Genomic DNA, 21,250 nt, shown 5'->3' with positions numbered 1-21,250 from the left:
TAGTTATTCTGTCTGAAAGCAACCATTTAACAATGCAACAATTGAACAATTAAAATATGAAAGGCATTATTCTGGCCGGCGGTTCCGGTACTCGTTTACACCCATTAACCCTCGCTGTGAGCAAGCAGCTCATGCCGGTTTACGATAAGCCGATGATCTACTATCCGCTATCAATTTTAATGATGGCCGGTATTCGTGAGATCCTGATCATCAGCACGCCGCATGATATGCCGATGTTCAAAAAACTTCTTGGCGACGGTAAAAATCTGGGCTGCGAATTTACGTACGCTATTCAGGAAGTTCCGAATGGACTGGCGCAAGCTTTTGTAATCGGGGAAGAATTTATTGGCACCGACAAAGTAGCGCTGGTTTTAGGCGATAATATCTTTTACGGAAGTGGCTTAGCCGAATTACTTCAAAGCAACAACGATCCGGATGGCGGTGTGGTGTATGCCTACCATGTATACGATCCGGAGCGTTACGGTGTGGTAGATTTCGATGAAAATAAGAATGTGCTTTCCATTGAAGAAAAACCGGCCAAGCCAAAATCGAATTACGCAGTACCTGGCTTATATTTTTACGATAACGATGTAGTAGAAATTGCCAAAAACTTAGAGCCAAGTGCGCGCGGCGAATACGAAATTACCGACGTAAATAAAGAATACCTGCGTCGGGGCAAGTTGAAAGTTGGAATTTTAAGTCGTGGAACGGCCTGGCTCGATACCGGAACTTTTGATTCTTTAATGCAGGCCGGCAATTTTGTACAGATCATTGAAGAGCGTCAGGGTTTGAAAATAGGCTGTATAGAAGAAATTGCCTGGCGGATGGGCTTCATTTCTACAGAACAGCTTCAGGAAATTGCCAAGCCTCTTACAAAAAGCGGTTATGGCCAATATTTACTGAATCTGGCCGCAGAAAAAGTCTTCAGTGCTTAAGAAAACGCTATCTTTTTGAATAGAAAAACCCACAGCCTTTAAGTTGCGGGTTTTCTGTTTTTAAATGTTTCTGGTTTAAGGAAAGCGTCTTAATAGAAAGAGTTTTGAAAACGCTATGATTTGGAGACAAAAAAGTAAAGTTATAAAACGGTAGGGTTTAGGAACTAAAAAGTACTGCGTTATGGAATTACCAAACCCAGCAATAAACCCAGAATAATAATGAACGGCGGCGGCACTTTTGTCCAGAGTAATATGGCGAACGTGATAATTACAATGCTTATATTGAGCCAGTTAGCTTCTATGGGATGAAAAAGTAAAATAGCAGCTGCGCAAACCATTCCGGAACTTACCGCATTTATGCCTTCCAGCGAGGCTTTTACTACCCGATATTTTTTCAATTCATTCCAGAAGCGGATCACGAAGAAGATAAAGAAGGTGCCCGGAAGAAAAATGCCCGCTGTGCCTGCAATTGAGCCTAAGATCTGACCTCCAATGCCATATTCGCGCATAGCCAAAGCCCCAATGTAAGGTGTAAAGGCGAAAACGGGACCCGGTAATGCCTGTAAAAATGCGTAGCCGGAAAGAAATTCTTCGGAAGTTAAATATTGCTTATATTCCACAAATTCGGTGAAAAGCAGCGGAATCAGCACTTGGCCACCACCAAAAACCAGCGTGCCGTTACGGTAAAAGTTCTCGAAAAGTAAAATAGCGCGCCACTTGGTTATGCTACCAAAAACTGCTGCTGTTACCAGCACGGCCACAAAAAGAATAAAATTACTCCATTGTATCTTCAGTTTTTTATCGGGTTCCAGCGGATGATTTTTAAAGCGAATAGCAGTAACAGCGCCGCCAGCCAGTAACAGCACCGGAAAAACCCAGGGCGAACGAAAGAAATAAGAAAGAATTGCCGAAATGATCATCAAGCCAATGCCGGTTTTGCTTTCAATAACTTTAGTGCTGATCTTATAAGCGGCAAAAGCTACGAAACCAACCGCAATAGGCTGAATGTAACGTGTAAAATGGAGAGAAATATTGCGGCTTTGCAGATACGTTACCGCCAGCGCCGCCAATGTCATAAATATAAAGGCCGGAATGATCCAAACCAGCAAAGTTAGATAAGCCAGATTAGGGCCGCCTAACCGAAAACCAATAGCGGTTAATGTTTGCGTAGAACTCGGGCCGGGAAGGATCTGGCAGAGAGCATTTAATTCAATGAGTTCTTTTTCAGTGAGATAGCGCCGTTTTTCTACCAGTAGTTTGAACATTATAGCCACGTGCGCCTGCGGTCCGCCAAAAGCGGTTAGCGCCAGGATGAGCACATCCTTCAGAAAAATGTAGTGGCGAAGGCTCAAAATTCAGTTGTTGGTTGCTAGTTGTTAGTTGTTAGTTGTTGGCTTTCAGATCTGAAATACAGGCCTTTCAGGTATATATTAAATATCCTGTTTTTTTACCAAAAACCAACAACCAGCAACTAACAACTAATTTATTTTTTCAATAATCCGAGCTCAATGAGGCGTTCGGTTAAATATTCGCCGGCCGTTGCATCCGGATAAGCTTTCGGGTTTTGCTCATCTATGCAGCTCTCCAGGCAGGTTAAGTCCATTTCGGAACGCGGGTGCATGAAAAAAGGAATAGAATAACGCGATGTATGCATCAGCTCGCGCGGTGGGTTTACTACCCGGTGAATGGTAGATTTCAGTTTGTTGTTGGTTAAACGCGCCAGCATATCGCCTACGTTAACCACAATTTGTTCCGGCAAGGCCGTGATCGGGATCCATTTTCCATCGCGACGCAACACCTGCAAGCCATCGGCAGAAGCACCCATTAGCAACGTGATCAAGTTAATATCGCCGTGTTCGGCAGCGCGAACCGCATCGGCTGGCACGCTATCCGGATCTTCGATCGGGAAGTAGTGGATCGGACGCAAAATGCTGTTACCGTGATGCACTTTATCGTCGAAATAATTTTCATCCAGATCTAAATAAATGGCCAGCGCACGCAGAATTTCTTTGCCGGCTTTTTCGAGCGCTTTATAAGCTGCCAGTGCCGTTTCTTTAAATTCCGGTACTTCTTCCGGCCAGATATTTTCCGGATATTCTTCCTTTATCGGATCATTGTCTTCTACTTCCTGGCCCACATGGAAAAATTCTTTCAGATCGCCGGTGTTGCGACCTTTTGCGTGTTCTTTTCCTTTGCTGATGTAACCACGCTGACCCGCCAGTGCCGGGTTTTCGTATTTCTGTTTTACTTCGTCAGGCAGGGCGAAGAATTTTTTGGTTGCGGCGTACAAACGGTTCGAAAGATCATCCGAAAGGCCATGGTTGCGCAAGGCAATAAAGCCGATGTTGTTGTAAGCCGCTCCAAGTTCTTCTACAAATTTCTGCTTACGCGCCGGATCTCCGGAAAGGAAGTCGGCTAAGTCCAGCGATGGTATTTTGTCTAATAATTTCTCGCTCATGTTAAATAATGGTAATCTTTAAAACGTAAATTGTCGTACCTCGCAAGGTAAATAAAAATTTTATAACTTGAGCCGCAAAACGGTAATCCTTTAATTAAAAAAACTATGAAGAAACACTATTCATTATTCCTGGCTGGTTCGTTCATGCTGGCCTTTTCCGCCTGCGATTCAACCAAACAAACTACTACTGAAACTACCACTACGCCAAACGGTGCCGAAACAGTAGCGCAGCAACCTATTAACGAGGTGATGGAAAAGAACGGCCTGAAAGTTTATTCCTTCGACGATTCGCCGAAATTTGCTGAAGCAGCCTTGAAAATGGTAGAACCGGCTGGTGGCTCCACCTTGCCAAGCGGCGCGGTACAGTTCCGTTATGAGCTTACCAATTTCAAATTAACCGAAATGACCGGCCACGACCATTCTAAAGAAATGGCAAACTCCATGCAAGGCCAGCACATTCATAATATTGTAGACAACGAACCGTACACCGCGCACTACGAAACCAGCTTTACCAAAGATGTAAAAGCAGGCAACCACGTAGTGCTGTCGTTCCTGTCGCGCTCTTATCACGAAAGCCTGAAGCACAAATCTGCTTACGAATTGCGCACATTTTCAGTAGGCAAACCGAAAGAAGCTAATAACTTCGATCTGAAAGCTCCGCATATGTTTTACAGCCGTCCGAAAGGCGAATACGTTGGTAACGACACTAAAAAGATCATGCTCGATTTTTACCTGGTAAACACCGATCTTTCGCCGGAAGGCAATAAAGTACGTGCCACCATTAATGGCACCGAATTTATGCTGGATCGTTGGTTGCCATATTCTATCGAAGGCCTGCCAATGGGCGAAAACAAGATCAAACTCGAACTGCTGGATAATGCCGGTAACGTAATTCCGGGCCCATACAACACCGTAGAGCGCACTATTACCTTAAAAGCAGCTTAATTATGTGCTGATTTTTTAATGTGCTAATGCGTTATCATTAGCAGTATTAAGAAATTCAGATCTGAAACAAAAAAGCGGCAACCGGAAGCGGTTTGCCGCTTTTTTTGCTGAAAAACGGTAGGGTTTTGAGGCAAAAAAGTCAGAAACAGAAACCAAAAACCTCACAGGTTTTAAAACCTGTGAGGTTTAAGAGTGTGAACTAAAAAACACTATGTTTTTCAGCAAAAAAAGTCATTTCTGCATTCACCCATTTCACATTCCCCGATTTCCTGATTTTTACATTAGCACATTAAAAAATTAGCACATTACCTCCCATACCGCGAAAACCGCAAAGGCCAATGCACGGACACATCGAAATACGGGTACCAATTCTTTTGATTAGCAGCCAGTTCTTCCGGGGTAAATGTGCTGCCTAAATATGGAATTCCGGCTTCGCGATACGTTTTGAAAGTGTGCAGACGCTGCATCCATAAGCTGGCATAAATCCGCATGTTTTTTTGTGTACGGCCTTCATAACTAACTTCCGGACCATGCTGACGCGTAACCTGGTGAAGGTAAATTAGCTCCGGTGTTTCTCCCGGAAGACTCAAACCCGCTTTGCTGCGAATGCGCTGCTCAAAATAACGGTAACCACCCCGGAAACTGCTGTGTATCTTTTTACCCGCAACGTACTTTTTAGCGAACAAAGCCAGCGTATTGCTGATGGTAGTATCCAAAGGGCTTTCCGAGAAACGTTCCCAGTTCAGCAGGCCCAAACGGTTTTCGCGGCGGTAATATTCCAATTGCAGCGCCAGCGTTTTGCTAAGATCGTAGCGGAATAAATGCGTTTGGTTGAAGGTACGGTTCGCGCGGTTTTTCAGTTGTTCAGAAAGCAGGCTGCGCACCTGGTAATTAGCCTGTAATTGCATCTGCGCATCCCAGCTGAATTTGCTTGGTGCCCACACAAAACCTGGTTCGTAAAATAAACTGCGTTCGGTATAGTTTTCGGCACTTTGCGCGGCTTTAATAAAAACGTATTGCTTGTAAGCGCCCACCAAACCAAAATTGGTCCGGAAATTTGGGCGCCAGCGGGAAGTAAATTGCAGGCGGCTTTCGTAAAAAACTTCGTCGCGGTCTTCGTTATTATCTTCGCTGGGCGTATTCACCCGCAAAAGTTCGCCCTGGTTCTGGGTAGAAATGCTGTGTTTTTCGGTAAATAGCCAGGTAAGGCCCGCGCCCCACGAAGTAGTATTTTGCAGCAGGTCTTTCAGCAAATCTTTGGAAGTGGCGTAGCGGCGATTTCTTTCCCGGTAACCAAATTGCAGATTCCCGCGCAGCTTCTGGGTTTGGTAAAGCATTTCCTGCAAGGTTTCCAGTTCAAATTGGTCATAACGAGAATCGGGAATAGCGGCGGTTTTTTCCGTTAGCGGGCGGTAAGAAAAGGTGCGTTCCGGTAAAGCCAGGCGGTTTGAACTCCGGAAAACCAGCGCGTTGGTAATGTTGTAAGTACCGGTAAAATAAAGCGCCAGCGTATCGCTCTGAATGCGTTGCACATTGTTGCCGGTATAATCTTCGGTGCGGTTCTGGCGGTATTCGCTGCGTAAACCAATGGCGGCAAAACTGCTGAATTGCTTATCGTAACGGGCATCGGCAATCAGGCGCTGAAATGTGCGCGGTGAAAGATTCGCGCGGCTGAAAAGAATAGTTCCCGATGCACTTTCCAGGTCGGCGGGCTGCGACCAGCCGGCTAATAACGTACCGCCATATTCAGGCCCGGTGTCGGTACGCTGGCTGCGGGCATCGCGGCGTATGCCGGCAAAAACGGAAGTCTGCAGTTGCCAGTCGGGCAAGAGTTGCGGCGAAAAGCGTACATGTTCGGTAAAGCTTCCGGTTTCGGTTTGGCTGGCGCGGTTATGCTGGTAAAGCACATGTTCTTCCAGCCACCAGTTTTGCCGGAAATTCCAGCTATGGTTCAAATTGGCAAAATAATCTTCGCGGGTAAAACGGCTTTCGGGTAAGGTAGAATTGTACGTATGGTCCTGGCCGAGATAATAGCGTAACTGGTTGGTTTTATTCAGGCTGTCGGTGCCGGCCAGAAAATTCCGGAACGTGAACGTGTTAATGCCAATGCGAACCGCCTTCATTTCGTAAACTGCGGTGCTGTCCGGAATCGCTGCTTTTATAGCCGGCGCCAGAAAAAGCAGAAAGAAAAAGGCAAACAATCTGGACACGGCAAAAACAATTTTCCTAAATTACTTATTCCGGCTTAAGGCTGCAAATGCATTTTAGTGAAGATGGCGGCCGAAGGTAAAACGCTATAAAAAAACGCTCAGAAACTCCTTGTGCTTCGGGTTAAATTTCCTGCTCCGGGCAACGATTAGAGGTTAGATCTGGTCTGCTATAAAACAAGAGATAATTGAAATCTACGGTACTTAACGGGGGAATATCTTGATTTAAAAGATATGCGTTTTGTTTTTTAAGATAAAGCGTGCAATTTTATGAATACATTTTAATACAGCGCCCGGAACCCGGTTATCCAAATTTCTGGCTGGCAAACGGGCAATTTTATAGCTGAACTCCGATCTATGCATAAAAACTTACTTGTAGTAATAATCCTGTTGCTGGCGGCGCATGCGGCTTCGGCTCAGAAATATGTTTGGGCCTGGAAAGTGCATAAAGTTTCGTCGCAGCGCGCCAGCGGTAAAGATGCTTTCAGCCCCGACCAGGTGCTCGGCGAGCCGAACGCTTTACCCTTAGGCGAACCAAACAGCCAGGCCTGGAGCCCGAAAAAAGACGACGAAAAGGAAGAAGTTATTGAGGTGCGGTTCGTGAAATCGTTGGTGGCGCGCCAGGTTTCGGTGGTGGAAAATGCTAATCCGGGCTCCATTACCAAAATTGAACTGATAGATACCGGCGGAAAACCGCACGAAGTGTATACCAACGAAAAACCCGGACCACTGTCTGTAAGGCACCGGGTACTTTCCGTTTCTTTTCCGGCGGCCAAATACCGCACCATTGGCGTGCGCGTTACCATGAATACGGCGGCCGTAGCAGGCGTAAACCAGATAGATGCCATTGGTATTGCCGATACTGAAGAATCTTTCGTGAAAAAAGAGCTGAAAGGGAAGCAGGAAATTGCCTTTGATACGGTAATGGAAAACATTGGCGAGAGCGTAAATTCGATATACACGGAAACGCGTCCGGTTATTTCTTCCGATGGGAAAACGCTTTTCTTCGCGCGTCAGAATCACCCGAAAAATACGGGCGGCTCCAGCGATGGCCAGGATGTTTGGTTTTCGCCGGTTCTGGATCCGAAAGAGCAAACCTGGGGCCCGGCGCGGAACTTAGGCGGCCCGATCAATAACGCGGGCAATAACGGGGTAACTTCCGTTTCCGCCGACGGCAATACGCTGCTGCTCATCAATACTTATAATCCGGATGGCACGATCAGCCCGGAAGGCGCTTCGATCAGTACGCGTACGAAAAATGGCTGGAGCATGCCTGTGAAACTGAATATTCTGAATTACTACAATAAATCGAACGAGAACGTAGACTACTTTCTGGCTAACTCTGGCAAAACTTTGCTCATGGCGGTAACCCGTAACGATGGCGTAGGCGGTCAGGATCTGTTTGTGAGTTTCCTGCAGAAATTTGGGGTTTGGAGCAAGCCACTGAACCTGGGCAAAACCATTAATACCAAGAAATCGGAATTTGCGCCTTTCCTGGCAGCCGATGGAAAAACGTTATTCTTTGCTTCGGATGGGCACAAAGGCTACGGCAAAAGCGATATTTTTTACTCTAAGCGCCTCGACGATACCTGGCAGAACTGGAGCACGCCGCTAAACTTAGGCCCGAATATTAATTCCAAAGACTGGGACGCTTATTATACCGTAGCTGCCGCCGGCGATTATGCTTATTTGGTTTCTACGCGGAACGGTACCGGAAATTCGGAAGATATCTTTAAAATTAAACTGGTTTCGCAATTCAAGCCGGAGCCGGTAATTCTGGTAACCGGAAAAGTGCTGGATGCCAAAACCCAGAAGCCGCTCGAAGCCAAGATCGTGTACGAAAGCCTGGTAACCGGCGAGGAATTAGGCGTGGCGCAAACGAATCCGGTAGATGGTTCTTACACCATCGTACTGCCTTCGGGAACGAGTTATGGGTACATGGCGGAGGCTGATGGTTACATTGCGGTGAATGAAAATATAGACGCTACCGAAACCACCGAATATACCGAAATTAACCGCGATCTGTTTTTAGTGCCTTTCGAAGTTGGTGCTAAAATTACGCTGAACAATATTTTCTTTGCCCAAAGCCGCTCTTACCTGCGCGAAAGCTCTTTTTCAGAACTGAATCGTTTGGTGAAGATCATGAAAGAAAATCCTTCGGTAGTTATTCGTTTGGAAGGCCACACCGATAACCAAGGCGACAGCAAACTGAACATGCAGCTTTCAATAGACCGGGTAAATGCCGTTAGAAAATACCTGACCGATAAAGGCATAGAAAAGAAACGCATTGAAACCGTAGGTTTTGGCGACAGTAAACCGGTAGCCAGCAACGCGAAAGAAGAAACCCGCCGCCTGAACCGCCGCGTGGAATTTACCGTCCTGAAAAAATAGAACCTGAAAAACCTGCTGCAAAACGGCAGGTTTTTATTTTTAAATGGAAGGTCCGGCTTAAAACGCTATGCTTTTCACCCTGAAAACTAAAAGGAATTCATCATGTTCGCTGCTACTCCCAAACCACCTTATTACGCCGTTATTTTTACTTCGGTTCGTACGCAAGGCGATAATGGCTATGACGATATGGCAGAGCGAATGGTGGCATTAGCCGCGCAGCAACCCGGTTTTTTAGGCGTGGAAAGCGCCCGCGAAGAAATTGGAATTACCGTTTCGTATTGGGAAAGCCTGGAAGCCATTAAGAACTGGCGCGAGCATACCGAACATACAATTGCGCGTCAGCAAGGCCGTGAAAAATGGTATGAAGATTTCCGGGTGCGGATCTGTAAAGTTGAGCGCGAATACGGGATTTAATTGTCTCGTTGAATCGGTTTTTCCGGAATAAACTTTTGCAACAGCCGGCTGTTTTTAGAACGTACTTTAAAAACAACCTGCCTTATGTATATCATCCGCGATACTTTTTATCTCAAATTCGGGCATTACAAAGCCGCCAAAACCTTGCTCGATGAAGCTGTAAGCAAAAACCTGATGCCCGTTGCGCTGGAAGTGCGCGTTTTTTCTGATTTTACCGGCGATGCCTACCGGCTGATCATTGAGAAAGGGCACAAAACGCTGGCCGATTATGAAAAACAACTGAGCGGCAACATGAGCACCGGCGAATGGCAGAAATGGTACGAAGATTTTAAGCAGCACGTAGAACGCTCGCACCGCGAAATTCTGAAGCAGGTAGTTTAACCTATTTCTTTTTGTTGGTAACGTAATGCACGTAAAGGTCTTCTACCTGTTTGCGGGCCCAGGGCGTAGCGCGCAGAAATTTCAGGCTCGATTTTATGCTCGGGTCGTGGGTAAAACAGCGGATATTGATCATGTTGCCCAGCATTTTCCAGCCGTAAAAACCTACCAGTTCGGTAATTACGTTTTCCAGGGTTTTGCCGTGCAGCGGGTTATTGGGTTGCGTTTCCATTTCTTGCTTTTTGTGCGGGCTTCAGACTTTTTCAGCCCGAAACCCTACCGTTTTTAACCTTCGAAGAAACCAATTAAAGCACCGAAATAACTTTCATCCCAGCCTTCGGAAATATCCCGAAAGGCTTCGTCGGGGATGTTGGTGTGGCGCAGCTCTGCGGAAGTGCCGTATTTGTGCGGGTGCAGTTTTATGGTTACAATAGAAGGTTCTTCCTGTTCGCCGAAATACCATTCCTGCACAATTTTTTTGTTGGGTTCAAATTCCAGGTTCTTGCCCGCAATACTACCATCCCAGAGCGAAAATTCGGAGCCGGGTTCGGTGCTCATTTCGGCCGGGTCGCCGGTCCAGATCTCGAGTTCGTTGGGGTTGGTAAGCGCCGAATAAACTTCTTCGGGCTCGGCCGGAACGATGTAATATTTCTTGTAATCTTTCATGCGGGCAAAATTTAAAGCGGCAATTTACCAGTTTTTATACGGGTTTACCGATAACTGCGAATTATAATATTTTTTCTGGCCGGTAACTTCTGCACCAATCCAGGCCGGTTTTTCAAACGTTTCGTCTTCCGAATGCAATTCAATTTCCGCGATCATCAAGCCTTCGTTTTCAGCCAGGAATTCATCCACTTCCCAGGTTTTGCCCTGAAACGGCATGAAATAACGGAATTTGGTCAAACCGTTTTCGGCAAAGTTATCGAGTAATTCTTCCGCTTCTTTTTTCGGAATTTCATATTCGTATTCTAGGCGGCTCGTGCCGGAAGTTGCACCTTTTATGGTGATGAATCCAGTCGTATCGGTTACGCGCACGCGGATCGTTTTCTCGGGATCAGCATGCAGGTAACCTTGGCGAAAAAGGTTACCGGCGGGTTTTTCGAGCTTTCCCCATAGCGTTTTATCTACCAGGAATTTGCGTTCTATTTCTACAGGCATGCGTTTTAGTGCAAAAATGGTTAGTTGATCTTATAAACAAGCCCGATCCTTAAAACCCGGGAATAGGCCAGATTGGTGCCGCCTACCCAACCCGTTAAATAATTCGATAAGCCGTTGGAATAGCTAATGGTAAGCCCCGTTTTTTTATAATATGCCGTGGCCTGGAGGCGTTCGCGAATATCCGTAATTTCTAACGTCCGGTCTAGCGAGGTTTTAACGGAATTGCCGTTGTGATCGGTGGCTTCGCCCTCTTCGTGCGCTTTTAAAGGCGTTGCGATATCTGCGCCGGCGGTAAGCTCGAGCTGCAGGCAATCTAAGGCGAAGCGGTAGCCGATGAACGGATTTACGTTAATAAACTGATACGTTACCGTGGAACGCCCTTTGGCGGCAACAGGCATATTCCCATTAGGTCCATAGACCTGATTTATTTCCATGTTGTTTTGCATGAACTCGTATCCTAAGCCGGCGCCGAAAACCAATCTGCCTTTCGTAAAGCGCTGTACCTGCGCTGAAACCCCATATGCACCGCCCAGGTTAGAACTAAATGGGTTGTTTGTATAGCCTTTTTCAGCGCTGAGGGAATAAGCATTTATGGAAGATACTTTTTCTGTGGAAGGGCCGTGCAGCGTGAAGACACCCGTATTTGCGCCCACCAGATATTTCATTTGCTGCGCCTTCGATAGCGTGGCCGCTAAAACCAAGCCGCAAAACAGCATTACTTTTTTCATAGCGAAAGGTAGCGTTTTTTCATGTTATGCCGGTTCGTCATTGGTAATTCAATTATGACTTTTTCAGCGCAAAACGGTACCGTTTTCAACAGAAAAACTACTCATGCGAAGAAACGAATTTCAACCCGATGATGGAGCCGATGAGCAGGAAAATAAAGAACATGCGCCAGAAAGCTACCGGTTCTTTAAAGAAAATAATGCCCATTAAAACGGTTCCCACGGCGCCAATTCCCGTCCAGACGGCGTAAGCGGTACCCATTGGTAAAGTGAGGGTGGCTCTGTAAAGTAAATACATACTCACCGAAAGCGAAACGAAAAAGCCCACGATCCAGAGCAAGGATTCATTTCCGGAAGTTTCTTTGGCTTTGCTCAGGCAAGTGGTAAAACCTACTTCGCACAAGCCGGCAATAATTAACAGGAACCAAGCCATTAAAGAAGTTAAAAGTTATAAGTTGAGAGTTATGAGTTTGGAAAACGGGATTTGATGTTGCTGATTTGCTATTTTGAAATAACTACTGGTCCATTTGTGTAAGATTGTCCGTCGTAATCGTAGTTTATTTCTTTTACAGTGCTGCATTTGCAGGCACCAAATCCTGAGGTTTCGCTTTTAATTTTATTGATCTGAATTGTTTTATTTAATGGGATGGAATCGCTTAGGATCTGATGCTTTGTATTTGAATTGGGGAAAATATATAATGCATTACTTACTGTATCTACGCAGGAAAAGCAGGTATCTGAGCGGCTTTCGGAAACCAGATAAATGGTTTTAAGCTCAGCATTACTGAAATTCTGGAAGTTTACTTTTAACAGCGGTTCATCGCCAAAACAATCGCAGCAGCCGGTTAGCGCTGCTGCGATTGTTACAATTGCTGCCAGGTTTAGTCTTTTCATGAGTTTTTAAGTTTCAAAGCCTACCGTTTTTTAACTCTGGCGGCCTTCTTCGCGGCCCGGTTTGGTGCTGCCGCTGCCAGAGTTCGGATTGGCAATAGAATCGCGCATGTCGGTATCGGCCTGAATGTTGCGCATTTTGTAGTAATCCATTATGCCTAAATTGCCGGAACGGAAAGCGTCGGCGATGGCTTTCGGAACTTCGGCTTCGGCCTGCACAACCATGGCTTTGGCTTCCTGGGTTTTGGCGCGCATTTCCTGCTCTACGGCTACGGCCATGGCGCGGCGTTCTTCGGCTCTTGCTTCGGCCACTTTTAAATCGGCGTTAGCCTGATCTATTTGTAGTTTGGCGCCAATATTTTCTCCGATATCCACGTCAGCAATATCTATAGAAAGGATTTCGTAAGCGGTGCCTGCATCTAGGCCTTTCTGCAGAACGAGTTTCGAAATCTTATCGGGGTTTTCCAGTACTTCTTTATGTGAAACCGAGGAGCCGATACTCGTTACAATGCCTTCGCCTACGCGGGCCAGAATGGTTTCTTCGCCGGCGCCGCCTACTAACTGGGCAATGTTGGCGCGTACCGTAACGCGGGCTTTGGCAATCAGCTGAATTCCGTCCTGCGCTACGGCAGCCACGTTGGGTGTATTAATTACTTTTGGGTTTACCGAGGTCGTTACGGCTTCAAAAACATCGCGGCCGGCCAGGTCTATGGCGGTTGCTTGTTTAAAGGTAAGCGGAATGTTGGCTTTGTCGGCGGAAATAAGCGCTTTGATAACGGTTGGTACGTTGCCGCCGGCCAGGTAATGCGTTTCAAGTTCGGAAGTGGAAATATGCAGACCGGCTTTGGAAGAAGTGATCATGGAATTCACAATTAAGCTCGGCGGCACTTTCCGGATGCGCATAAAAACCAGATCGAAAAGATTCACTTTTACGCCCGAAAACAGCGCCGTGATCCAGAGGTTGATCGGGAAAAAATACAGGAATACCAGAAAGAGAATGACGATTCCGGCAATGAGAAACGCGGGGGAAAGATTTTCCATAGTTTATATGTTCGTTGTTCGTTGTTCGTTGTTCGTTGTTCGTTGTTCGTTGTTCGTTGTTCGTTGTTCGTTCAATTTTTGGCCATACAAGTTCTGGAAAAATAAACGACTAATCGCTATTCATAATTAGAAAAATGCTATCTTTTTCAGGCTGAAAAGTCGATTTACAATTCAACCATTAAGCCATTTAACAATGTAGCAATCAGTAATTAAGCGTGTTGTTCGGCGCGCTCTACGGTAATTTTGTTTGGTTCAACTTTTACAATGCGAATGCTGGTGCCGGTGGGAATGAATTCGCCGGTGGTGGTAACTTCGATCTGGGTTTCGTGGAAAAAACCGGTGCCGGAAGGGCGCAACGAGGACAGGGTTTTGCCCACTTCGCCAATTTTTACTTCGAGTTGGTTATCTTCGTTTACGCGGCCTTTGTTTACGGTGGTTAAGGTAAATTTCTGCCAGGTTTGTTTTTTAAGCCCGATGTACACAAACAGAAAGGTAATAACCACCGAAACGCCCAGCAGCCAATAGCCATAAACCAAACCCAGATCGCGGAAACCGAGCCAGACGCCAATGGTCATTAATATAATGCCAGCCAGGCCTACCACGGTTGTGCCGGGTACCAGAATAATTTCTACTACCAGCAGCAAAATGCCAAAAACCAGCAGCGAAACAATTGTGATCCAATCCATTTTCTTCGGGAATTAATTGTATTGCTTAAAGATACGATTTTCTACGGGAAACAAAATTCTATTCAGAGTGTTTGATTTTTGTTAGGAATAACATAGTTTTAAATAAAAAAAGGAAAAGATATGAAAGCAGTTTTACTTTTTTTCTTAGTTGGAATAGCGTTTTGGCCTTTACAGGTTCGTGCACAGCAAACTGCTGAGGTTGTGCAGCAAAAGCAAGCTGGCTTTTTGCGGAATGGTACTTATGTGGAAGCCGGCGGCAATGCGCTCTATGGCTCCCTGAATTACGAAAGGCGCTTTTTTGTGCAGGGAGATCCGGTTGCCGCCATCCGCGTAGGTGGAAGTTTGGTGCCGTTCGATTATTGGCACTCCCTGATTTTGCCGGTTGAATTTTCGCTTATAAACGGAAAACGGCCCTTGAAATTCGAGTTTGGCGCCGGCGTTACTTTTCTGAAATCTTTTGAGCGCGAAGAAAAAGTAAGAAACGATAGGGTAGGCGTTTACATTAACCCTGGTTTCCGGCCCATTGCAAACTTCCGTTTGGGTGCCCGTTACGATTTCCCGGATAAGCCATACTTCCTGCGGGCCGGTTTTACGCCCTTTTTCTTTAATAATGGGGAAGGTTTTCCTGGCTTTCAACCGTGGGGTGGGGTGAGTTTTGGTTACAGTTTCGGGAAAAAGTAATTCGCGTTTATGTCTTTAAGGAAAATTGCTTTACTTTTTTGCCTGATTTTCATAACGTTTTCAGGGAGCAGTTATGCGCAGGATATGCCTCTTGATTCTGCCGCAAATCTGCTGCCGTACCGCCACGGCATTTATGGCGAAGCGCTGGGAAATGGCGTTTACGGCTCGCTGAATTATGAACGCTTTTTCCGGGTGCCCATCGGCAACGATCTGGCCGCTTTTCGGGTGGGAGCATTGGTCTGGCCAAAATCGCAAACCGCCATTGTACCGTTAGAACTTTTCTGGCTTTCGGAAAAACCCTGGCGCATTGGCAAAGGAAATTTGCGAGGCGAATTTGGAACGGGGCTTACGTTTGTAAAAAGTGAATATGTAGAATATCGCAACCAGGGCGTATTTGCTAATATGACCTTTCTTCCAACGCTCCGTATGGCTTGCCGCTGGCAATTGCCCGATAACCGCTTATTTGTGAAAGCCGGAATTTCGGGTGTTATTATTCCGGTGCCTGGTTACGTGCCTTTTATGATTATTCCTTTGCCTAGCCTTGGCGTAGGTTATAGCTTGGGGCAGAAACTTCTGAAATAAAAACATTGCAATAAAGCTGCTTTACTTTTTCTGCCGGAAACCATAGCGTTTTTCCGGAAACAAAAAACCTTCCAGGTCTCCGAGACCTGGAAGGTTTGAATAAAGCACTTTTTCAGCTTAAAATGCTACCGTTTGTTTAGTACGCTCTCGCAAAATACACGCGGCGGCTCGATGGCTTTCCGGTTACCATATCCACACCATTTTCTTCCGGAGTATCTAAGGCAATGCAGCGGATGGTGGCTTTGGTTTCTTCTTTAATGCGTTCTTCGGTTTCCGGCGTGCCGTCCCAGTGCGCTAACACAAAGCCTGGTTTTTCATCTAAAACGCGTTTGAATTCTTCGTAAGTATCTACTTTGGTAGTATTTTCTTCGCGGAATTGTAAAGCGCGGTTAAAGATGTTTTCCTGAATTTCGTTCAGCAGGTTTTCGAGGGTATTTTCTAAACCTTCGAGTTGCATGCTTTGCTTTTCTTTGGTATCGCGGCGGGCAACTTCGGCGGTGCCGTTTTCTAAGTCTCTTGGACCAATGGCTACACGCACCGGCACGCCTTTCAGTTCCCATTCGGCAAATTTAAAGCCCGGGCGTTCAGTATCGCGGTCGTCGTATTTCACGGAAATTCCTTTAGCTTCGAGTTTTTGCTTCAGTTTGCCTACCGTTTCGGAGATCTGCGCCAGTTCTTCGTCTTTCCGGAAGATCGGCACAAAAACAACCTGGATCGGCGCTAACTTCGGAGGTAAAACCAAACCTTCATCGTCGGAATGCGCCATAACTAAGGCTCCCATTAAACGGGTACTTACACCCCAGCTGGTGCCCCAAACGTGCTCTTGTTTGCCTTCTTTGGTAGTGAATTTTACATCGAAAGCCTGTGCAAAGTTCTGGCCTAAGAAGTGGGAAGTGCCGGCTTGTAAAGCTTTTCCGTCCTGCATTAAACCTTCTATGCAATAAGTGTCTAATGCTCCAGCAAAGCGTTCGTTCGGCGTTTTAACCCCTTTTACAACCGGTAATGCTAAGAAATTTTCAGCGAAATCAGCATATACGTGCAGCATCTGAACCGTTTCGGCTACGGCTTCTTCGGCGGTTGCGTGCGCGGTGTGGCCTTCCTGCCATAAGAATTCTGCCGTGCGCAGGAATAAGCGCGTACGCATTTCCCAGCGCACCACGTTGGCCCACTGGTTAATGAGCAAAGGCAGGTCGCGGTAACTCTGGATCCAGTTCTTGTAGGTGCTCCAGATAATGGCTTCGGAAGTTGGTCTAACAACGAGCTCTTCTTCCAGTCTGGCTTCCGGATCTACGCGTAACTTGCCGGCGTTATCAGGGTCGGTTTGCAGGCGGTAATGGGTAACTACGGCGCATTCTTTGGCAAAACCTTCGGCGTTCTTTTCTTCGGCTTCAAACATGCTTTTCGGGATGAAAAGTGGGAAGTAAGCGTTGGAATGGCCGGTCTTTTTGAACATGTCGTCCAGAATGCGCTGCATCTTTTCCCAGATGGCAAATCCGTACGGTTTTATTACCATGCAGCCACGTACGCCGGAGTTTTCAGCAAGGCCTGCACGTTTCACTAATTCGTTGTACCAGAGGGAATAATCTTCGCTTCTTTTAGGTAAAGCTTTGCTCATGTTTTCGTATCTTTGTTAAAGGCAATATCAATCCGGAAATAATTATTAACCGGTATGAATTTTGCATACTATATTACAGAAATCAGAATATCATTTAGGCCCAAAAATACGTTAATAAAACTGTATTAACCAGTAAACCGGGCGTGTTTAATACTGTTTGAGTTTTTGTGCTTCCGGGCATACCGTTTTAAAAATGAAAATCATGAAAAATATAATTACTACTGCTTTGTTGCCGCTGTTGGCCGGGTTGGCTTTCAGCTGTACCAGCTCCACGGCGCTGCAGTCCTCCGAAAACGACGATCTGTATTATGCTTCTACAGACCGAACCGTGCGGCCGGAAGCTAATTATGTAACAGCTTCTGAAAATGGTTCAGGTTCTGAAGAAGTTACCAATCCGGAATATTCTACTGCGGAAAGCGGGCAGGCTTCTATTACTAATAATTACAATTACTACGATAATAACCGGTATTCATCGCGCAATTATGCGGGCAGCCGGTTCCGGAATTATAATTATTACAGCGCCGATCCTTTTTATGATCCGTTCTATTCGCCTTTCGGGTATTCAGCCGCTTATTGCTACAACCTTTATGATCCGTTCTGGTACCCATATTGCTACCCTTCGCGCGGTTTAACGATCAGCATTGGTTACGGCTTTGGTTACCCGGGTTATGGTTATTACGGTTACAGACCTTATGGCTACGGTTACGGTCCTTACGATTATTATGGCTACGGCTACGGTGGGGGTTACGGCAATTACTATCATGGTTTTTACGATGGATATTATGCTGGCAGTGGTTATGGCTATGGTTACAACCGCCAGCGAGTAAATTATGCGCCGCGCACCAACCGCAGCAACGTGCCGGGTAATGCACCGGTAAATAATGTAACAGGTCGTCCTTCAGTGCCAGGCGGCCGTGTTGCACAACCAAATCCGAACACCGGAACAGTAATTCCGGGCAGCCGTCCGAACCGTATTGCACAACCAGGAACTTCTCCAGGCAAGGCGGTGCAGCCGGTTAATAGCAACAGCCCACAGAACGGCCGTGAGCAGCAGGTGCCAAGTGGTCGTCCGGCTCAAAATTCACGTCCGGGCCGGGAGGTTCAGAATATTCAGCCTGAAAACTACCAGTTCCAGAATAATGCGCAACCAACTCCTGAATACAGCCGTCCGGCCCGGGATAATGCAACGGTTCCTACGCAATCTCGCCCAGGCAGAGCGCCTTTGCAGGATGTAAGCCCGGCAAGACCACAGGAGGCTCCGGTACAAGCGCCGGTACAAATTGAGCAGCCGAGCCGCAGAGAGCAGCGTCGTATGCAATCACAGCCAAATTATCAGCCATCGCCGCAACGTAGCGCTCCGGTTTATGAAAACAGCCGACCTTCGCGCAACGATAATAGTGGTGGTTCTTATTCGTCACCAGGCAGAGGTTCATCTGGCTCCAGCATGCCAAGTGGCGGCGGCGGACGGCCAAGACGATAATTAAACAAGCAGACACTTATGAAGAATTTGAAAATATGGGCTGCCGGGCTGGCTTTGCTGGCCTGGAGTGGCCGGGCTTCGGCGCAAAATGAAACCGATGCCCTGCTCTATTCGCAGCTGGGTTTTGGCGGCACTGCCCGCATACAAGGTTTGGCTGGCGCGCAAACTGCTTTAGGTGCCGATGCTTCTACGATGGTTGGCAATCCGGCTGGTTTAGGACTTTACCGCAAAAGCGAATTCACGTTCACCCCAGGCTTTAATTTTAACGATACAGAAAGTTTTCTGGGAAATACTGCCACGCCAGACTCCCGCAATAATTTTAATATTTCGCAGATTGGAGCCGTTTTTACCGACCGCAAAGCCGACGATGTAGTAAGTGATTGGCGGGGCGGAAGTTTCGGGATCGGTTTTACCAGGCTGAATTCCTTGCATGCCAATACCAGTTATACCGGGCAGGTAGCAGATAAAAATTCGCTGTTGCAATCTTTCGACGATAATCTTCGGGATTTCAACATTACACAGGCGCAGCTGGATGCCGAATATGGCACGAACGGTAATAATATTACTTCTCTGGAAGGCCTGGCTTATGCCACGTTTTTAATAGATGTAGATTCTACCGGAAACTTGTATGTGCCGGCGCGGCAAGGAATTCTTACGCAGGGCGAAAGTATAAACAGCAGCGGCGCGCAAAACCAGTGGGATTTTAGCTACGGCGCCAGTTATAAGGATAAATTATTTATTGGCGGTTCGCTTGGTTTAACAACTGTAAGTTACAAACAAACCCGTACTTATACCGAAACTGCCGGCAACGACGAGCCTTATTTTTCTTCGCTTACCCTTACCGATTACTTTAAAACCAGTGGAGCAGGCATAAATTTCAGAGTTGGTCTGATCTATAAGCCTATAGATGCTTTGCGCCTGGGGGCTACTATTCAAACGCCAACTTTTTACGGCCTGGAAGATAATTACACAACGGCTATGCAGGCTAATTATAAGCCCGGCGTTTTTAGCACCAACAGCATTTATGCGCAAACGCTGGACGGTAATTTTGAATATAACTTAACGACTCCGTTCCGGGCAAATGGCGGTATTGCTTACTTTATTGGTAAATACGGTTTCATTTCGGCGGATGTGGAATATCTGGATTACAGCGATGCGCGCTTTAGCATTTCCGACGATAATCCGTATGGGTTAGATCCGGGAACTGGTTATTTCAGCCAGCAGAACCGCATTATTTCAAGCACTTATGGTGGCGCAATGAATTACCGGATCGGGGCAGAAGCGCGTTTCGATGTTTTCCGGGTTCGGGCGGGTTATGCGCATTACGGCGACGCGTTTAATAGTAATTTAGACCGCGCCCGTAAATATTTTACTGGCGGCATCGGGCTGAAAGAAAAGCGATATTTCCTGGATGCGGCTTACGTGGCCGGAAAATGGAACAGCTATTATTCGCCGTATAAATTAAACGATAATTCGCAGCCAATTGTAGCTACCGAAAATAGAAACGACAGCTTTGTAATTACCGCCGGTTTCAACTTTTAATGACTTTTCAGGCTTAAAACCCTACCGTTTTTAAACAAAAAAAGCAGCCATTCATTTTTAAGATGGCTGCTTTTTTTGTTTGGATAGAAGTTGGTTTGCATGGATCAGAAGTTTTCACTTTTACGGCAATTCAAGTGACTTGTCATGAGGTTGCAAGCATGTTCTTCTGGCGTGCTATTCGTAGTAAAACCTAAAAAAAACGGTATGCTTTCGGGCTTAAAAAGTGCTTTACGCTGAATGCGATGTAGTTTGAAGATTGCTATTCAGAATAAGAGGATGGAAATGTATTGTTGCGTTAAGGCTTTCTCCTGAACAGGCGAAGAATTGGAACATAAAAAAAGCCTTGCATTGCTGCAAGGCTTTTAATTTTTAACAAAAAGTTAAGGCCTATTTCTCAACTTTTACATTGATTGTGATCTCGCTTTTGTTGTCTGCGTTTGTAGCTTTCTTTAATGCAGTAACCATAGCAACACCGCGTTTGCCGGCAGCTGTTGTGAAGGCAAAAACATCACCAACGTTTAAGTGTTTAACAGAAGAAGTTTCAGTGGCACCCATGTTTGTGTACACAGCAGCAACTTCATCGCCGTTTGTAGGGCCAGTGTAAAAAGCGGCATTGTTGCCCAGATCTTTAAATTTAGTCGGGTTTTTAGTAGCCCAGTTAGCGAAATCGGCTGAAGCGATAGCGCCAAAAACCTGCGTAGCATTTACATCGTTCGGCGCAGCAATCGTTGCGCTGTCTGCTGCGGCTGTTCCGCCAACACTGAAGTAGTAACCGAAATCGATAACAGAGGCGTTTGCTTTTGCATTGCCGGCAGAAATAACTTCGCCTGTAGAAGATGCAAAGAAGCTACCGGCAGCAGCCTGCTGGTTTCCAAGGATCTTTGCAGAATAAGTGCTCATTTCTGCTGGAGCTGGTACTGGTTGCGGATCGTCGTTGTCATCGCCGCAGCTTGTCATTAGGCCTAAGCTCGCAACAGTTAATAACGACAGGTAAAAGGTTCTTAGTTTTTTCATGGTTTTTACTGAATTGATTATGAATTAAAATTTTGGTTACTCGCGTTCGGCATTACAAACTTAATACCATTTTTAGATATAGCATATTACTATTTAAGAAAATTAGG

The 21,250-nt window shown here is 46.2% G+C and carries 22 protein-coding genes; 9 read left to right on the top strand and 13 right to left on the bottom strand.

Annotated elements, in window-relative coordinates; all coding sequences use genetic code 11:
* Positions 1 to 56: 56 nt before the first annotated feature.
* Positions 57 to 935, top strand: coding sequence for a glucose-1-phosphate thymidylyltransferase RfbA (rfbA, locus tag ACFPIB_RS09455; protein WP_378017200.1), 879 nt, complete (start codon positions 57 to 59; stop codon positions 933 to 935).
* 179 nt (positions 936 to 1,114) lie between these two features.
* Here rfbA and chrA read toward each other — a convergent pair whose 3' ends face one another.
* Together chrA and ACFPIB_RS09445 are read right to left on the bottom strand one after the other, a co-directional pair.
* Entirely contained in the window at positions 1,115 to 2,287 is a 1,173-nt protein-coding gene (gene chrA, locus ACFPIB_RS09450; protein WP_378017199.1) for a chromate efflux transporter, read from the bottom strand.
* 131 nt (positions 2,288 to 2,418) lie between these two features.
* Positions 2,419 to 3,393, bottom strand: a complete 975-nt coding sequence (locus tag ACFPIB_RS09445) for an isopenicillin N synthase family dioxygenase (protein ID WP_378017198.1) — start codon at positions 3,391 to 3,393, stop codon at positions 2,419 to 2,421.
* Positions 3,394 to 3,498: 105 nt separating this feature from the next.
* On the opposite strand from ACFPIB_RS09445, the gene ACFPIB_RS09440 reads away from it, so the two are divergent.
* Positions 3,499 to 4,338, top strand: a complete 840-nt coding sequence (locus ACFPIB_RS09440; protein WP_378017197.1) for a hypothetical protein — start codon at positions 3,499 to 3,501, stop codon at positions 4,336 to 4,338.
* 305 nt (positions 4,339 to 4,643) lie between these two features.
* On the opposite strand, the gene ACFPIB_RS09435 is transcribed toward ACFPIB_RS09440, so the two are convergent.
* Positions 4,644 to 6,548 carry a TonB-dependent receptor gene (locus tag ACFPIB_RS09435; RefSeq protein ID WP_378017196.1) on the bottom strand — a complete coding sequence of 635 codons (1,905 nt, stop codon included), beginning with the start codon at positions 6,546 to 6,548 and terminating at the stop codon, positions 4,644 to 4,646.
* Between the two features lie 354 nt (positions 6,549 to 6,902).
* On the opposite strand from ACFPIB_RS09435, the gene ACFPIB_RS09430 reads away from it, so the two are divergent.
* The 3 genes from ACFPIB_RS09430 (at position 6,903) to ACFPIB_RS09420 (ending at position 9,731) form a co-directional block, all read left to right on the top strand.
* A complete protein-coding gene (locus tag ACFPIB_RS09430) occupies positions 6,903 to 8,936 on the top strand; it encodes an OmpA family protein (protein WP_378017195.1) in 2,034 nt (677 codons plus the stop codon).
* A 102-nt stretch (positions 8,937 to 9,038) separates the two neighbouring features.
* Positions 9,039 to 9,350, top strand: a complete 312-nt coding sequence (locus ACFPIB_RS09425) for an antibiotic biosynthesis monooxygenase family protein (RefSeq protein ID WP_378017194.1) — start codon at positions 9,039 to 9,041, stop codon at positions 9,348 to 9,350.
* Between the two features lie 84 nt (positions 9,351 to 9,434).
* The gene (locus ACFPIB_RS09420; protein ID WP_378017193.1) at positions 9,435 to 9,731 is read left to right on the top strand and encodes a hypothetical protein; all 297 of its coding nucleotides are present in this window, start codon (positions 9,435 to 9,437) and stop codon (positions 9,729 to 9,731) included.
* Between the two features lies 1 nt (position 9,732).
* Here the strand turns inward: ACFPIB_RS09420 and ACFPIB_RS09415 are convergent, their stop codons facing one another.
* The 8 genes from ACFPIB_RS09415 to ACFPIB_RS09380 all read right to left on the bottom strand — a co-directional run bounded on the left by ACFPIB_RS09415 (position 9,733) and on the right by ACFPIB_RS09380 (position 14,229).
* The gene (locus ACFPIB_RS09415; RefSeq protein ID WP_378017192.1) at positions 9,733 to 9,960 is read right to left on the bottom strand and encodes a VF530 family protein; all 228 of its coding nucleotides are present in this window, start codon (positions 9,958 to 9,960) and stop codon (positions 9,733 to 9,735) included.
* 53 nt (positions 9,961 to 10,013) lie between these two features.
* Positions 10,014 to 10,394 carry an SRPBCC domain-containing protein gene (locus ACFPIB_RS09410; RefSeq protein WP_378017191.1) on the bottom strand — a complete coding sequence of 127 codons (381 nt, stop codon included), beginning with the start codon at positions 10,392 to 10,394 and terminating at the stop codon, positions 10,014 to 10,016.
* Positions 10,395 to 10,418: 24 nt separating this feature from the next.
* A complete protein-coding gene (locus ACFPIB_RS09405) occupies positions 10,419 to 10,886 on the bottom strand; it encodes a CYTH domain-containing protein (RefSeq protein ID WP_378017190.1) in 468 nt (155 codons plus the stop codon).
* Positions 10,887 to 10,906: 20 nt separating this feature from the next.
* Complete coding sequence (locus tag ACFPIB_RS09400) at positions 10,907 to 11,614, bottom strand: hypothetical protein (protein ID WP_378017189.1); 708 nt, start codon at positions 11,612 to 11,614, stop codon at positions 10,907 to 10,909.
* 97 nt (positions 11,615 to 11,711) lie between these two features.
* Positions 11,712 to 12,044, bottom strand: a complete 333-nt coding sequence (locus tag ACFPIB_RS09395; protein WP_378017188.1) for a DMT family transporter — start codon at positions 12,042 to 12,044, stop codon at positions 11,712 to 11,714.
* 68 nt (positions 12,045 to 12,112) lie between these two features.
* Positions 12,113 to 12,505, bottom strand: coding sequence for a hypothetical protein (locus ACFPIB_RS09390; RefSeq protein ID WP_378017187.1), 393 nt, complete (start codon positions 12,503 to 12,505; stop codon positions 12,113 to 12,115).
* Between the two features lie 30 nt (positions 12,506 to 12,535).
* Positions 12,536 to 13,543 carry a flotillin-like protein FloA gene (floA, locus tag ACFPIB_RS09385; protein ID WP_378017186.1) on the bottom strand — a complete coding sequence of 336 codons (1,008 nt, stop codon included), beginning with the start codon at positions 13,541 to 13,543 and terminating at the stop codon, positions 12,536 to 12,538.
* Positions 13,544 to 13,752: 209 nt separating this feature from the next.
* Positions 13,753 to 14,229, bottom strand: coding sequence for an NfeD family protein (locus ACFPIB_RS09380; protein WP_378017185.1), 477 nt, complete (start codon positions 14,227 to 14,229; stop codon positions 13,753 to 13,755).
* Positions 14,230 to 14,349: 120 nt separating this feature from the next.
* Here ACFPIB_RS09380 and ACFPIB_RS09375 point away from each other — a divergent pair, with 120 nt between their 5' ends.
* Positions 14,350 to 14,910, top strand: a complete 561-nt coding sequence (locus ACFPIB_RS09375; protein ID WP_378017184.1) for a hypothetical protein — start codon at positions 14,350 to 14,352, stop codon at positions 14,908 to 14,910.
* 84 nt (positions 14,911 to 14,994) lie between these two features.
* Positions 14,995 to 15,492: a hypothetical protein gene (locus ACFPIB_RS09370; protein ID WP_378017183.1), complete on the top strand. Its 498-nt coding sequence runs from the start codon at positions 14,995 to 14,997 to the stop codon at positions 15,490 to 15,492.
* Positions 15,493 to 15,628: 136 nt separating this feature from the next.
* Here the strand turns inward: ACFPIB_RS09370 and proS are convergent, their stop codons facing one another.
* A complete protein-coding gene (gene proS, locus ACFPIB_RS09365) occupies positions 15,629 to 17,107 on the bottom strand; it encodes a proline--tRNA ligase (RefSeq protein WP_378017182.1) in 1,479 nt (492 codons plus the stop codon).
* Between the two features lie 202 nt (positions 17,108 to 17,309).
* Here proS and ACFPIB_RS09360 point away from each other — a divergent pair, with 202 nt between their 5' ends.
* Together ACFPIB_RS09360 and ACFPIB_RS09355 are read left to right on the top strand one after the other, a co-directional pair.
* Positions 17,310 to 18,587, top strand: a complete 1,278-nt coding sequence (locus tag ACFPIB_RS09360) for a hypothetical protein (protein ID WP_378017181.1) — start codon at positions 17,310 to 17,312, stop codon at positions 18,585 to 18,587.
* A gap of 18 nt (positions 18,588 to 18,605) precedes the next feature.
* On the top strand, positions 18,606 to 20,129 hold the full coding sequence (locus ACFPIB_RS09355) for an OmpP1/FadL family transporter (RefSeq protein ID WP_378017180.1): 1,524 nt from the start codon (positions 18,606 to 18,608) through the stop codon (positions 20,127 to 20,129).
* Between the two features lie 387 nt (positions 20,130 to 20,516).
* On the opposite strand, the gene ACFPIB_RS09350 is transcribed toward ACFPIB_RS09355, so the two are convergent.
* Positions 20,517 to 21,143 carry a hypothetical protein gene (locus ACFPIB_RS09350; protein WP_378017179.1) on the bottom strand — a complete coding sequence of 209 codons (627 nt, stop codon included), beginning with the start codon at positions 21,141 to 21,143 and terminating at the stop codon, positions 20,517 to 20,519.
* Positions 21,144 to 21,250: the final 107 nt, after the last annotated feature.

Source organism: Adhaeribacter terreus (assembly GCF_042657365.1).
Lineage (GTDB): Bacteria > Bacteroidota > Bacteroidia > Cytophagales > Hymenobacteraceae > Adhaeribacter_A > Adhaeribacter_A terreus.
This window is presented reverse-complemented; position numbering and strand designations above follow the sequence as displayed.